Origin of the sequence: Limnohabitans sp. 2KL-3, assembly GCF_001269405.1 — a bacterium.
Classification (GTDB): Bacteria; Pseudomonadota; Gammaproteobacteria; order Burkholderiales; family Burkholderiaceae_C; genus Limnohabitans_A.
Window position 1 is genome coordinate 1 of record NZ_CXON01000006.1, and the last position, 12,426, is coordinate 12,426.

Here is a 12,426-nt window from a genome sequence, read left to right on the forward strand (position 1 = left end):
CCTACACGACGCTCTTCAGCCGTCGCTTTGATCAGCAATTGCGCCGTCTCTCGTGCACGTGTCCGCACAATTTGAATCAATTCGGATGTGGACAAATTACCCATTTGCGGAGGTGGTGCAATCTCGGGAACTGACAGGGCGTTACCAGCACCGTTTGTAGACCCGAAATCGGTATCGACCAAGGCATGAAGGTCCAATTCCTGAGCGCCTTGGAGTTGAACAACGGTGACACTTCCAGTCCCCCCTACAGCGCCAGCCCCCCCCGATATTTGTTGGCCCGAGCCATCTTTGCTGCCACCATCTCCCTCGCCTTTGCCGTCACCCCCTGCACCACCGCCCTCGGGCTTGGCTTGGTTCTCGATCGGTTTGCCATCGGCATCCAAAAGCACCTCGCCGCCGTCTTCGCTGGTCCCCCCTGGAACAACACCTTTTTCACCGTCGACTTCTTTACCAGGAGGAGGCAAAGGTTTTCCGTCAGGACCCAGTGGGGGCAACTTGTTTTCGGTAATGATGATGGGAGGGGTATTTGAACCGAGACCGCTGACACTCATGATGCACTCCAATTCGATAGTTAACGAGAAGATGCTTAACTATCGGAGAAAGATTTTAGGAAGACAAAATTTAATCCCCTACAGCACTTGCCATCAGATTCCAACTGTCCAAAAGTGCTTCGTATTCTGCAAACTGCTCAGGGGTTTTCCGATGCAAACGCGCAACGATCAGTCCCTCTGCTGAGGCCTCTTTGTTTTTCAGGGCCACGGCGGTGCGGGTGACCGTCGCTGCGGTTGCAAAAGATGGCGCTGCAGACAACGCCACTCGCCAAGCCGTCACTGCCTCCGCAAACATGCCCATGCGCAGCAGGCAATTGCCCAACAATGCCCAATTGTCCGCGTTCCTGTTGTCAAGGACAGTGAGTTGATGGAGTGACTCCAGTGCATCGATGTATTGACCCGATTCATACTGTCCAACTGCGGTGGCATAAAGCAGACGAATGAAATCTCTGGACAAACCAGCCACTTCGTGCAAATTTTTCCCCTGCTCAATGGCCTTAGCTGCCGTCAAGAAATCTAATTTTTGAGGTTCATTCATAGCGACTCCTTTGATGTTGAATGATGTTCAGATTTGTGGAAATGACAAAGAGACTGCCGCTGTATCAAGAGGCTCTTTTTGACCGCCCAGTTTTTTCTTATGTCGGTGGACCAGCAGCAACAATTGCTTGGCTTTTTGCTTGAGATACGATTCGTTGTGGTGCTGAAGCCCTGGCATGCGCAAACAAGTCTCAAAAGAATGTCCAGCTTCATCCAGCCTGTCTAAAAACAACAAGCATTGACCCATATAAAAATGCAATTCAGCATCAGCTTGTCCCAAACGAATGGCACGCATGTAGGCGTTGATTGCTTGGTCGTGTTTTTTCAAGGCATGAAGGGCTTTACCCAAAGCGTAGTAATGCTCCGAACAAGTCGGCTCATGGCGGAGGATGAACTCAAACAATTTGGCTGATTCAGCGTACATACCGTGCAAGTAGTATCGGTGTCCAAGAATCGCCAACGAAGATGTTGGGTCCGCCATGACGTTCCTCGAAAAATCAGATTCAATCCCTTTCATACCACTCACAGACCCAAAAATGCACGGAGACTTTGTGCATCAGCAATGACCTGGCTTCTATCCACTTGCTTTATGGGCATGGACATCTCTTCTGGATCTGATGAAGGGGATCGATTTTGATTTTGCTGGCCCGATTCATGACCTTGTGAATTTTGTTGAGAAGTTGCGGAAGAAGTATCGGACTCACTGTTGCCGCTGCTGCTTGTCGAACTTTGAACAGCGTCTTGTAAACCCATCCATCGAACAGCGCCTATATCCCGTAAAAGGCCTTGTGCCAACAGATCTTGTTGCGATTCAAAAGTGGCCCGAAGTTGCGCTTGAGACGTTGAAACCGAAACCTCAAGCAAACCTTCCTTCGCCTGCAAGGTCAATTGAGCGCCTCGCAATTGACCTTGATCCAAGGTGATTTGGACAGGTCGACCTGCATCCAAGGATTCAAGATCACGCTGCGCCAATGTTCGCAATGTTGTCCGCACTGTACCTTGCAGGGAGCGACTGACCCATGCTGTGTCGCTGCTCATTCCAACTTCTTTGCCGGAATTGAAGGTCACGCCTGATCCAGCCAAGGGGGACGTGAATGACATCGGGTTTACAAAAATATCGTTAGCGGGCAAATCATCCACGACGTTCACTGTCTCAGGCAGATCAGACCGCATGCGCTGAACATGAGAATAAGCTTGCACAGTTACCGGGTCATCAGATCCGAATTTTTTTTCAACCGTCTCCGATTGAACCACCACTTGTGCTTGAACCCGCTGTATTTCAGGTGAAAAAACAAACACGTCACGTTCATCAATCTTTGACTGCGCATGGATTTGATTCAAATCGGTCTCAATCAAACGCCGCCTTTCTAACCACCGCATACGTGCCGTGATTTGTGTCTTCAGCGCAGCGACATGAGCCACTTCTGTTTCAGAAGGTTCTGACGTTTCAACACCCCCATTGGCCCCCTCCAAAGAGGCTGCGACTTCAGGGGATGCTGCAGTTTCCGCTACAGGCTCAAGCTGTTGGCTCTGATTCGGCTCTGATGAAGCCTCTACCTCTTTATGTACTGTCCATGATGGCGCGACTTCAAGGGTAGTTTTCTCATCGATCTCAGGCACAAGCAGTTGACTTGGCTTGGTTTCAACTGTGCCCGCTGCGCCTTTTTGCACGGTCCATGATGGTGCGACTGCATGGGCGGTTTTCGCTTCGATCTCAGGCCCAAGCAGTTGACTTGGCTTGGTTTCGACTGTGGCTTCTACCACTTTTTGCACGGTCCACGATGGCGCGACTGCAGAGGCGGTTTTCTCTTCGATCACAGGCTCAAGGGGCTGGCTCTGCTTGGATTCAGCTGTTGCCTCTTCCCCTTTTTGCACGGTCCACGATGGCGCGACTGCAGGGCTAGATTTAACTTCGATTGCAGGCCCAGTCAGTTGGCTCGGGATGCGTTCAGCTGTGGCCTCTGTGCTTTTTTGCACAATCCATGATGACGCGACTGCTGGAGCGGTTTTCGCTTCGATCACAGGCTCAAGGGGCTGACTCTGCTTGGATTCAGCTATTGCCCCTTCCCCTATTTGCACGGTCCACGATGGCGCGACTGCAAGGCTAGTTTTAACTTCGATAGCAGGCCCAATCAGTTGGCTCGGGATGCGTTCAGCTGTGACCTCTGTGCTTTTTTCCACCATCCATGATGGCGCGACTGCAGCGGCGGTTTTCGCTTCGATCACAGGCTCAAGGGGCTGGCTCTGCTTGGTTTCAGCTGTGGCTTCTTCCCCTTTTTGCAAGGTCCAGGATGGCGCGACCGCAGGGCTAGTTTTAACTTCGATAGCAGGCCCAATCAGTTGGCTCGGGATGCGTTCAACTCTGGTCTCTGCGCTTTTTTGAACCACCCATGCTGACGCGACTGCTGGAGCGGTTTTCTCTTCGATCACAGGCTCAAGGGGCTGGCTCTGCTTGGATTCAGCTGTTGCCTCTTCCCCTTTTTGCACAGTCCACGATGGCGCGACTGCCGGGCTAGTTTTAACTTCGATAGCAGGCCCAATCAGTTGGCTCGGGATGCGTTCAACTCTGGCCTCTGCGCTTTTTTGAACCACCCATGCTGGCGCGACTGCTCGAGCGGTTTTCTCTTCGATCACAGGCTCAAGTGGCTGGCTCTGCTTGGATCCAGCTGTGGCTTCTACCCCTTTTTGCACCATCCATGATGGCGAGACTGCTGGAGCGGTTTTCTCTTCGATCACAGGCTCAAGGAGCTGGCTCTGCATGTTTTCAGCTGTGGCTTCTAAGCCTTTTTGCATGATCCACGATGGTGCGACCGCTGGAGCTGTTTTCGCTTCGATCATCGGCTCAGGTGCTTGGCTCTGCTTGAATTCAGCTATTGCCACTTCCCCTTTTTGCACGGTCCACGATGGCGTGACCGCTGGAGCTGTTTTCGCTTCGATCACAGGCTCAGGTGCTTGGCTCTGCTTGAATTCAGCTATTGCCACTTCCCCTTTTTGCACGGTCCACGATGGCGCGACTGCAGGGCTGGTTTTAACTTCGATAGCAGGCCCAATCCGTTGGCTCGGGATGCTTTCAGCTGTGACCTCTGCGCCTTTTCGCATGGTCCACGTCGGCGCGACTGCAGAGGCGGTTTTCGCTTCGATCACAGGCTCAAGGGGCTGACTCTGCTTAGTTTCAGCTGTCGCTTCTAAGCCTTTTTGCACGGTCCACGATGGCGCGACTGCAGGGCTAGCTTTAACTTCGAAAGCAGGCTCAATCAGTTGGCTCGGGATGCGTTCAGCTGTGACCTCTTCCCCTTTTTGCACCATCCATGATGAAGCGACTGCTGGAGCGGTTTTAGCTTCGATCACAGGTTCAAGGGGCTGGCTCTGCTTGGTTTCAGCTGTGGCCTCTACCCCTTTTTGCATGATCCACGATGATACGACCGCTGGGGCGGTTTTCTCTTCGATCACAAGCTCAAGGGGCTGGCTCTGCTTGGTTTCGGCTATGGCTTCTAAGCCTTTTTGCACAGTCCACGATGGCGCGACTGCTGAAGCTGTTTTCGCTTCTATCACAGGCTCAAGGTGCTGGCTCTGCTTGGATCCAGCTGTGGCTTCTACCCCTTTTTGCACCATCCATGATGGCGAGACTGCTGGAGCGGTTTTCTCTTCGATCACAGGCTCAAGGAGCTGGCTCTGCTTGGATTCAGCTGTGGCTTCTACCCCTTTTTGCACGGTCCACGATGGCGCGACCGCTGGGGCGGTTTTCTCTTCGATCACAGGCTCAAGGGGCTGACTCTTCGTGGTTTTAGCTGTCGCTTCTAAGCCTTTTTGCACGGTCCACGATGGCGCGACTGCTGGAACGGTTTTCGCTTCGATCACAGGCTCAAGTGCTTGGCTCTGCTTGGATTCAGTTGTAGCTTCTACCCCTTTTTGCACGGTCCACGATGGCGCGACTGCAGGGCTAGTTTTAACTTCGATAGCAGGCCCAATCAGTTGGCTCGGGATGCGTTCAGCTGTGACCTCTGCGCTTTTTTGAACCACCCATGCTGGCGCGACTGCTGGAGCTGTTTTCGCTTCGATCACAAGCTCAAGGGACTGGCTCTGCTTGGTTTCAGCTGTTGCCTCTTCCCCTTTTTGCACAGTCCACGATGGCGTGACCGCTGGGGCGGTTTTCTCTTCGATCACAAGCTCAAGGGGCTGGTTGAGCTTGGATTCAGCTTTGGCCTCTGCACCTTTTTGCACCATCCACGATAAAGCGCCTTCAGAGCTAGATTTGACTTCCATCACAGACCCAGGCAGTTTGCTCTGCGGCAAATCTGAAGTGCGCTCACCCTCTTGATATGTCCTCCAAAATGGGGCAACTGCTGTGGCAGATTTGATTTCAACAACAGGCTCAAGCGGTTTGCTCTGGGTCGAATCAGACTTGTCCTCAAGGTCTTTTTTGACCATCCACGAGGGTGTGACTGCTAGCTTCTCTTTGGCCTTATTCAAAGGTTCAGTCACAAAGGCCTTGAACGCATCCGTCAGGGCTATGACCTCTTCTGAATCATCGCCAGATCGATTCAACGCGTTATGAAAGAGCGACACATCGGATGATGTGGGAACGCGTGAACGTGCCACCCCTAAGCTCAACGAAAGCGAATGGTTCATGGTGGATTGCGCACTGTCCGACACATCTTTTACAGCATCCAAAGATGCTGAATCGACTGACGTGGCTGTCAAGTTCATCATGGGCTTGATCCTTGGGTCTTTTTTTATTCATCGAATGAGGGGAATGAACATTTCCCGACGGCCTAACGCAATCACCACGCCATCGGACTTCACTTCCCTCAACTCTCCTGTATTGAACACAGACTCACCCACTCGGAATGTTTGTGTTTTCCCGCGTTGAATCAAGGTGGCGGAAGACTCAAGACCTCCTTGCGTCAAACTCACCACTGTGAAATTGAGTTTGGGATCGACCTTGAGCTCCACTGTCAAAGGCAAACGTGAAGAAAAATCTTCCACAATTTTGTTCAGTGCTGTTCTCGCTTCGGATTCCACTGGGGCTGCGACCAAGCCCGTGATCCGAGCCCCATTGGCTTCAATGCGCACTTGCATGTCCTGTGTGATCGACCCCCGGGTCAAGGCAGCTATGACCTCTTGAACCAATGCATCAGCCGTTTGCAGCTGAAATTCAATTTCGAGCTGGCGCGGCGCAATTCTGTCTGCCAATCGTGACAATTCGGCTGTCAATCTTTCTTGGATCATCGAATCTTGTTTGACCCCAAAAATCAGAACACGAACCTTGTCTCCCTCAGCATCTATCTTGTAACCCATGGGATAACTCACCAGATGGTCACGGACCAAGGCCGACAGCCTTTCCAAAGTGAGCGCATCCAGCCGAACGTTGCCACCTGAATTGACCACTTGCTGACGAACTTGTTCAGACAATCGTCTGTAGGCATCTTCTGAGTCGATGAATCCGCTGATTGAAATGGCACCATCTCCTCGCCGATCCAAGCGCACCGAGCGATAGGCGGCCTTGTCCATGCTGATCAACTTGTCTAAGATGTTTTCAGACAATTCAATGGCATGTCCCTGGGGTGCCACCACTTCACGTCGCCCCCAAAAGACATCAAACAAAACAAGCGCCACTACCACCAAAGAAGACACGACCAACACCAATACACCCAGTCGCGCGGAGGCATTGACCTTGTCTCGTGTCGTCATCACTTGGTCCACTGACGGAACATGGGGCGATGAATGGATGTCTTCATGGGATCCCTCAAGTGAGTTCTCCACCGCTGCCGAAGCCGGCTCCTCTGATGGGAGTTCTTCGGCATTGCTCTCATCACCCGGCATCTCCCAATGAGGAACGGATGGCCATGCAGAACCGACGGGGCCATATGTGACATGCGTATCGGCACTGAGACTCAATACTTGCAATGGCTCCAAGTCAATTGGAAACTGATCAACAACAAGGCCGTTGATTCTTATTTCTTGACTGGCTGCCAATATCGTGATGCGGTCATCAACAAAAATCAGGCGCAAATGTGAGGGCACAACACCCACACCCGACAAAAATACATCGTCTTGTTCGCCTGCACCTACGACCAAACGAGATGCCCCAAGCAGGAATCCGGGAGGTGATGCTTCTTCGCTGCCCAAAATGACCAAAATGGTCTCTGTCATCCGAGCACTCGACATCTGGCTGATCACGGCGTCTTGTTTCATCCATCAGCCTATCAACAACAAATCACCGACCGCAAGATCCATCAAATCCTCTGCATCCACACACCAACGGGCAGCGACCATCGGCAATGTGATGGGCAAACCTGACAAAGGTGAAGTCAGAACGGCCTTCGCCTGTTGACCCACAAGTTCAGCGAGTGCCTGGACAGGGAAATGGTCTGGCGTCCACAAATGCAATTCATGACCAGACAATTCTTGTGACGATGCATGGCGCCCAATCCAGGCCAATGGCGTCTTCCCCTCAAGGGCCATAGGCCCCAAGGACTCCACATTGAAACAAGATTGCATCAAGATAAGTCCTGTTGGAAAATGCGACGCCCATCGAACACGACACCACATGTCCAAGCTCAAATCATCCATGGCATCCAATGTCCATCCATCCTGCTGAATCAATGCGGCTGCCCATGCGGCTGACAAGGCCAGCACACATGAGGATCCTGCAAAATCCAGTTGCATCCAGAGGGTCGAAGGGGACAGTGAATTCACATCAGAGACGGGTTCGAATTGAAGATCGACACCTCCGATTGAAAAAATGCGCCTGCTGCACCAAGTCAACATGGCATTGTTTTGCGATGAATTGAGCTTGCACACAGGCAAGTCGTCCAATGTCAAAGCCTTGATCGGCGCAGAGAAATCACTTGAGTGCATCGTCGACATCAATGCCCCCAAACTTGGCGGGCCATGCTGTCATCACCCAGCGTGTGGGGCAGCCGAACATCCGTGCGTGAAGTGGCCATTTTCCCCTTGCGGTTCCTTGCCCGCTCATGGTCGCAGCGGCGGTGCAAGCGCCCCAAAAGTGCCATTTCATCACCCCTGACCGGATGGCGTCGCAGCTCATGCATCAATTCTGTGGCGGCATCCAACTCACCCATCCTGATCAAGCAGTACACCCGGCCCAGCACAACATCGTTGCGATGAGGGATGGCTTGCTGTAAAAAACGAAACAATTTAGCGGCGGCATCAAACTCGGCCATGCGCATCTTGGACACAGCATGCCAGTAAAGAAAGTCAGAGGTTTTGCGATTCAACATGGTGATTTCCATGAACGTCAACTGAAAAAATGCTCCAACCGACGCTGCAACAGGTAGTCGCGCATCTCCAGATCACGGTCCAAAACATCCAGCACATCGGCCGCTTCATCGCCAAGTGGTCCATCCAACAAACTCACCAAGCGTTCCATGGTGTCGTGTATCGCCGGCTCGTAAAGATGTCCCGTCGGAAGCCGGTTGGAGGGAGCCACACGATCTTCCAAAAAACCCATCACCAAGCCATCGACTGGCGTCAGGCCAAATCGTCCTTGCGCCTCTTCGACCTCATTGAGTTTGGACAGGAAGTAAGTCTGATAGGCCCAAGCCTCGGCCTTTTTAAGAAAGACATCAGACTGCATGCCCGGCTCAACTGGCCGGGCCAGCGCACGCGCAGCCTCGGCCAAGTCCACCATGGACCCATGCGCCAGCAAATGGTTGATGTCAATGCGTTCCACGCACGAATTCCTGCAGGAACTTCAGCCCACAGGCTTAAAGCTTCTGAGTGATGCTTTTGGCGGTTTCTTCGATCGACTTGACCACCGAACTTTGCACCATCAATGCCATGTTGTAGTTGGCCAATTCTTTTTGCATTTTGATCAAATTGGTGGGGTCGTTGACATTATCAGATGCCAAATCAATCGCCGTCTTAAGATTGGTTCCAGCTAATGTTGCCCCTGTGTTAAAAGCCGTGAACACATCGTTAACTGTTAAATTTGCGATAGCCATGATGAATCTCCTGTGAAAAGTTAAAATTAATGCGCCAGATAAATGTGCACAGACTTGAGCACCACTTGCGCATGGTTGAGAGCCACGACCCGCTTGCAAGCGTGTACGTAGTCTTCTTTGCTTAAGCCTTTGGTCATCCGTTGACGCACGCGGCTCAATTCCTTGTCCAATGTTTGGCGAAGCTGCTCTAAGTGTTCGCTGGCTTTGGGGCCACTGAGCAAGCGTCCCAAATCGGTCATCGGTAATATTTGATTGATCATGTCTGGAATTTATTTTTCAAGTGAGATTCCGTCGAACCGCAGAAACTTCCGCACGAAAACTCCTGAGCATGCTGGAAATGCTTTCCAACAAATTGGAGCGCACGTTCTGGATAGACTCCGTTTTGAGTTGTGCCACCTGGTTTTCAGCGTTGAGTGTGTCGAACAGTTTTCGCATTTCGTCAATCGCCCCCACGTACTCCACCAAACTGAGCGTGGACCCGCTGCGTGCGGCATCTGCAGCGACCTTGATCGAGCTGTTGGGGAATCGGGCCCCGAGGGTCTCGAGATCAGACATTTCGTAGCTTCGACCGTCTCGTGTTTTTTCGACCACGTCTTTGAAACCTGTATCGGCATCAAAGGTACGTATATTTTTGTCGGGTACGTCTCTGGCGCGTTGTGCCCGAATGCGGGTCATGTCCACCACCATGGCCAACACATCACGAGCAAAACGGTTGTTGGTGTTGACCTGCTCGATGGCGCGTGACATTTGGGCTTCGGTGTTCACAAAATTACCCATGCGAACGGCCACAAACAGCTCGGCCATGTTGAACCGCTCGCCGTTCACATACCAAACACCCTGGTCCATGGTGATGCCGCCACCCAAGCCCACTGGCAGGCGCGAACGCGCTTGAGCCATGTACTGTTCCAGCTTTTGAGCGGCATCGGACCACTCATGCAAAGACAATGCACCGTGGTCGGGCAAGCCTGCATACAGAGCGGCCCGAGGCGATGACGGTGGCAACTGCTCAAAAGTCCGTTGGATCACCCGTGAAAACAGGAAGTCCAGCGTGCTCATCGAAATGCCGTTGTGCAACCGCGTCGTGGTCGACAACTCGGTGGGGATGTCCAGAAAGGCACTGTCGGCTGTGAAACCATTCACAGCCGCAGCTCGGGCACGGTCCACGGCCAGGGTGATGGCGTCCAGCAAAGTCTGTGTTTGCTCAAGCTCGCGCTGCAGCTGGTCTACCGCAGTGCCCGACAAGCCGATGCCGGTGACTTCGGTGGCCAGCAAACCAGAGCGGTAAGTGCTGGCCCTTGCGGTGGTTGAAACAGGCATCTTGACGCTCCTTGCCCTTAGCCACCCGCCAGATTGCGCGCAGCAGAAGAGGCCGAGCTTTGCTGGCCCTTCATGAAGGAGCCAATGCCTTCCAGCACGTTGGCCCTTTGCGTGAACACGGATTCGGTGCGCATCTGAGCCACCTGGTTGTCGGCCGACTTGCTGTCCACAAAAGATTGCAACTCGTCACGCAAGGCCAAAGCATCGACACGGTTCAAATTGACATTTTGAAAGCTTGCAGCCCAGTCGTAGGATGTTGAGCTGAATTTACTGGCAATGCCTTGGTCGCCATTGGTCTCCTTAGACCACTTGACAAACTTGAGCCACTCCGCACCCCAAGGAATCGTACCAGTGCCATCTGCCCTTGACGTCACGTAATCTGGGGAAGATGATTGTGTATAAAGGTCAGAACCAATCAAGTACCAAGAGCCCTTCGTATCGTCAGCAGCCACGGTATCCTCATTCAAAGATGACAACCACTTGGAGAGCTTTGTCGAAAGATTTTTCAGTCCCACAGTCAATGTGTGGGTCAAATCATTGTTGGCCGCGATCGAGTTGAGCGATTGGGTCAGCAAGTTGTCCATTTGGGCATAAATGTTCACACGGTTGGCCAAGTAGACCTCTGACAAAGTCAGAGAGTTACCATTGACATACCAAAGTCCGTTGACAAACTGAATGCCCCCACCCAAAGCGGGCGGCAATGTGGAGCGTGCTTTGCCCGCCCAAGCCTCCAGTGCATTGGCGGCCTCGGCCCACTGCTGCAGACTCAGAGCACCACCACCAAAATTGCGTCCAATCTGCTCTGCAAACAATTCATCGCGGAGCGTGTCAGTCAGACCTTCGGGCAAGGTCAACAAGGCATCGCTGGGTCGAAAAGCCACATCACCCGAGCTGCGTGCAGCAGCAATCGCATCACGAATGCTGCTGGCCAGCGCCAGGGCTTGGTCAGTTTTCTCCTTCAGCGTGTCCGCCTCGGTGGTCCCCAAATTGGTGCCCGTGAGCTCGCTGGTATAGAGTGAACTGGCCCCACTGATGCGAACGGATGTCAATGCCATGGCCTTCCCCATCAACCCAGATTGCGGGCAAACGACTGCCCAGTTTGTGATTGCGATTTGACAAAGGAGGTCAAGCCCTCGAGCACCTCACCTCGGCGGTTGGTCATTTGCTCCAGCTTTTGCTGCACCGTCTGGTTGTCGCTGTCTTTGCTGTCCACGTAAGACTTGACCTCTTCGATCCAGGTATCTACCCGATCGGCTTTTCCGGTGGTCTGATTTGCATTGGGCATAAAAACCGATGCGGGGTTGTAGGCGGTGCCCCAGGTGCTCTGCCAGCTGGCGGCCTGCGCGGTGACTGCAGTCCACGCGACAGCGTCTGTGGTGTTGTCAGGTTTGAGCTTGCGCATTTTGGCCAGCCAGTCGTTGGCTTGCTTGACCAAGGTGTTGTTGCTGTTGAGTTCTTCGATGTAGATGTTCACCGCATCGTCGAAGTTGGCCACCTGATTGACTCGGACTGCCATGTAAACGTCGAGCAAGGCGACCTGTTGGCCATTGATGTACCAATGGCCATTGACGTTTTTGATGCCACCACCGTTCGTGGTGTCGCGCTTAGAGGCCTCCTTGGCCGCGTAATCCTGCAGGTCTGCCGCCACGCGTCGCCATTCGGCCGGTGACAGGCTTTTGGTGGCCGAGACTTCAAAGCCAATCGACTTTTTGATAAAACTGGTCCAGTCGCTCAGGGTCTCTACACGTGTTTGTCCCGAAACCGTGTTGTCAGTCACAAAATCAAAAAGTGAAAACTGGGTCCATTCCTGGTTGACCGACGCCTTGATGGCCAAGAGCAAGCCGTTGGCAATGGTCTCGGCTTTGCTTTTGTTTTTGTTGACTTCGGCCAGCGCCTTGGCATTGGCCGAAGTGGTGTCCGATGTCCCAACCGCCTCGAGTGTGCCGTTCATGTCCGTCCAAGCCACCGAGGCCAGACTGCCGAATCCTAAATTATTGACAGGCATGGTGAAGATTCCCGATCAATGTTGCATGCGAATGAACAGTGAGTATCCG

The 12,426-nt window shown here is 52.8% G+C and carries 12 protein-coding genes and 1 pseudogene; all 13 read right to left on the reverse strand.

The window, feature by feature from the left end; all coding sequences use genetic code 11:
- Positions 1–464 (reverse strand): annotated as a pseudogene (locus AMM41_RS21885) (hypothetical protein); the annotation flags it as partial.
- Positions 465–621: 157 nt separating this feature from the next.
- Positions 622–1,089, reverse strand: a complete 468-nt coding sequence (locus tag AMM41_RS09975) for a tetratricopeptide repeat protein (protein ID WP_089957097.1) — start codon at positions 1,087–1,089, stop codon at positions 622–624.
- 27 nt (positions 1,090–1,116) lie between these two features.
- Positions 1,117–1,605, reverse strand: coding sequence for a tetratricopeptide repeat protein (locus AMM41_RS09980; protein ID WP_089957099.1), 489 nt, complete (start codon positions 1,603–1,605; stop codon positions 1,117–1,119).
- Between the two features lie 5 nt (positions 1,606–1,610).
- Positions 1,611–5,798 (reverse strand): hypothetical protein, encoded by a 4,188-nt coding sequence (locus AMM41_RS09985; protein WP_194944707.1) that lies wholly within the window; start codon positions 5,796–5,798, stop codon positions 1,611–1,613.
- Between the two features lie 27 nt (positions 5,799–5,825).
- The gene (locus tag AMM41_RS09990; protein ID WP_089957105.1) at positions 5,826–7,283 is read right to left on the reverse strand and encodes an FHA domain-containing protein; all 1,458 of its coding nucleotides are present in this window, start codon (positions 7,281–7,283) and stop codon (positions 5,826–5,828) included.
- Between the two features lie 3 nt (positions 7,284–7,286).
- Positions 7,287–7,958, reverse strand: a complete 672-nt coding sequence (locus AMM41_RS09995; RefSeq protein ID WP_089957111.1) for a hypothetical protein — start codon at positions 7,956–7,958, stop codon at positions 7,287–7,289.
- Positions 7,958–8,332 carry a tetratricopeptide repeat protein gene (locus tag AMM41_RS10000; protein WP_194944708.1) on the reverse strand — a complete coding sequence of 125 codons (375 nt, stop codon included), beginning with the start codon at positions 8,330–8,332 and terminating at the stop codon, positions 7,958–7,960. The genes AMM41_RS09995 and AMM41_RS10000 overlap by 1 nt, the downstream gene beginning before the upstream one ends.
- 17 nt (positions 8,333–8,349) lie before the next feature.
- A complete protein-coding gene (locus AMM41_RS10005) occupies positions 8,350–8,784 on the reverse strand; it encodes a hypothetical protein (protein WP_089957116.1) in 435 nt (144 codons plus the stop codon).
- A 34-nt stretch (positions 8,785–8,818) separates the two neighbouring features.
- Positions 8,819–9,055 (reverse strand): EscF/YscF/HrpA family type III secretion system needle major subunit, encoded by a 237-nt coding sequence (locus tag AMM41_RS10010; protein ID WP_089957119.1) that lies wholly within the window; start codon positions 9,053–9,055, stop codon positions 8,819–8,821.
- 26 nt (positions 9,056–9,081) lie between these two features.
- A complete protein-coding gene (locus AMM41_RS10015; protein WP_089957122.1) occupies positions 9,082–9,294 on the reverse strand; it encodes a hypothetical protein in 213 nt (70 codons plus the stop codon).
- A 37-nt stretch (positions 9,295–9,331) separates the two neighbouring features.
- The gene (locus tag AMM41_RS10020) at positions 9,332–10,372 is read right to left on the reverse strand and encodes a hypothetical protein (RefSeq protein ID WP_194944709.1); all 1,041 of its coding nucleotides are present in this window, start codon (positions 10,370–10,372) and stop codon (positions 9,332–9,334) included.
- Between the two features lie 17 nt (positions 10,373–10,389).
- Complete coding sequence (locus AMM41_RS10025) at positions 10,390–11,427, reverse strand: hypothetical protein (RefSeq protein WP_194944710.1); 1,038 nt, start codon at positions 11,425–11,427, stop codon at positions 10,390–10,392.
- An 11-nt stretch (positions 11,428–11,438) separates the two neighbouring features.
- On the reverse strand, positions 11,439–12,377 hold the full coding sequence (locus AMM41_RS10030; protein ID WP_089957130.1) for a hypothetical protein: 939 nt from the start codon (positions 12,375–12,377) through the stop codon (positions 11,439–11,441).
- Positions 12,378–12,426: the final 49 nt, after the last annotated feature.

Bases quoted from the DNA above. Each gene is read 5' to 3' on its own strand.
- AMM41_RS09975 (WP_089957097.1), bottom strand. From the start codon at position 1,089: ATGAATGAACCTCAAAAATTAGATTTCTTGACGGCAGCTAAGGCCATT.
- AMM41_RS09980 (WP_089957099.1), bottom strand. From the start codon at position 1,605: ATGAAAGGGATTGAATCTGATTTTTCGAGGAACGTCATGGCGGACCCA.
- AMM41_RS09985 (WP_194944707.1), bottom strand. From the start codon at position 5,798: ATGATGAACTTGACAGCCACGTCAGTCGATTCAGCATCTTTGGATGCT.
- AMM41_RS09990 (WP_089957105.1), bottom strand. From the start codon at position 7,283: ATGAAACAAGACGCCGTGATCAGCCAGATGTCGAGTGCTCGGATGACA.
- AMM41_RS09995 (WP_089957111.1), bottom strand. From the start codon at position 7,958: ATGTCGACGATGCACTCAAGTGATTTCTCTGCGCCGATCAAGGCTTTG.
- AMM41_RS10000 (WP_194944708.1), bottom strand. From the start codon at position 8,332: ATGTTGAATCGCAAAACCTCTGACTTTCTTTACTGGCATGCTGTGTCC.
- AMM41_RS10010 (WP_089957119.1), bottom strand. From the start codon at position 9,055: ATGGCTATCGCAAATTTAACAGTTAACGATGTGTTCACGGCTTTTAAC.
- AMM41_RS10015 (WP_089957122.1), bottom strand. From the start codon at position 9,294: ATGACCGATTTGGGACGCTTGCTCAGTGGCCCCAAAGCCAGCGAACAC.
- AMM41_RS10020 (WP_194944709.1), bottom strand. From the start codon at position 10,372: ATGCCTGTTTCAACCACCGCAAGGGCCAGCACTTACCGCTCTGGTTTG.
- AMM41_RS10025 (WP_194944710.1), bottom strand. From the start codon at position 11,427: ATGGCATTGACATCCGTTCGCATCAGTGGGGCCAGTTCACTCTATACC.
- AMM41_RS10030 (WP_089957130.1), bottom strand. From the start codon at position 12,377: ATGCCTGTCAATAATTTAGGATTCGGCAGTCTGGCCTCGGTGGCTTGG.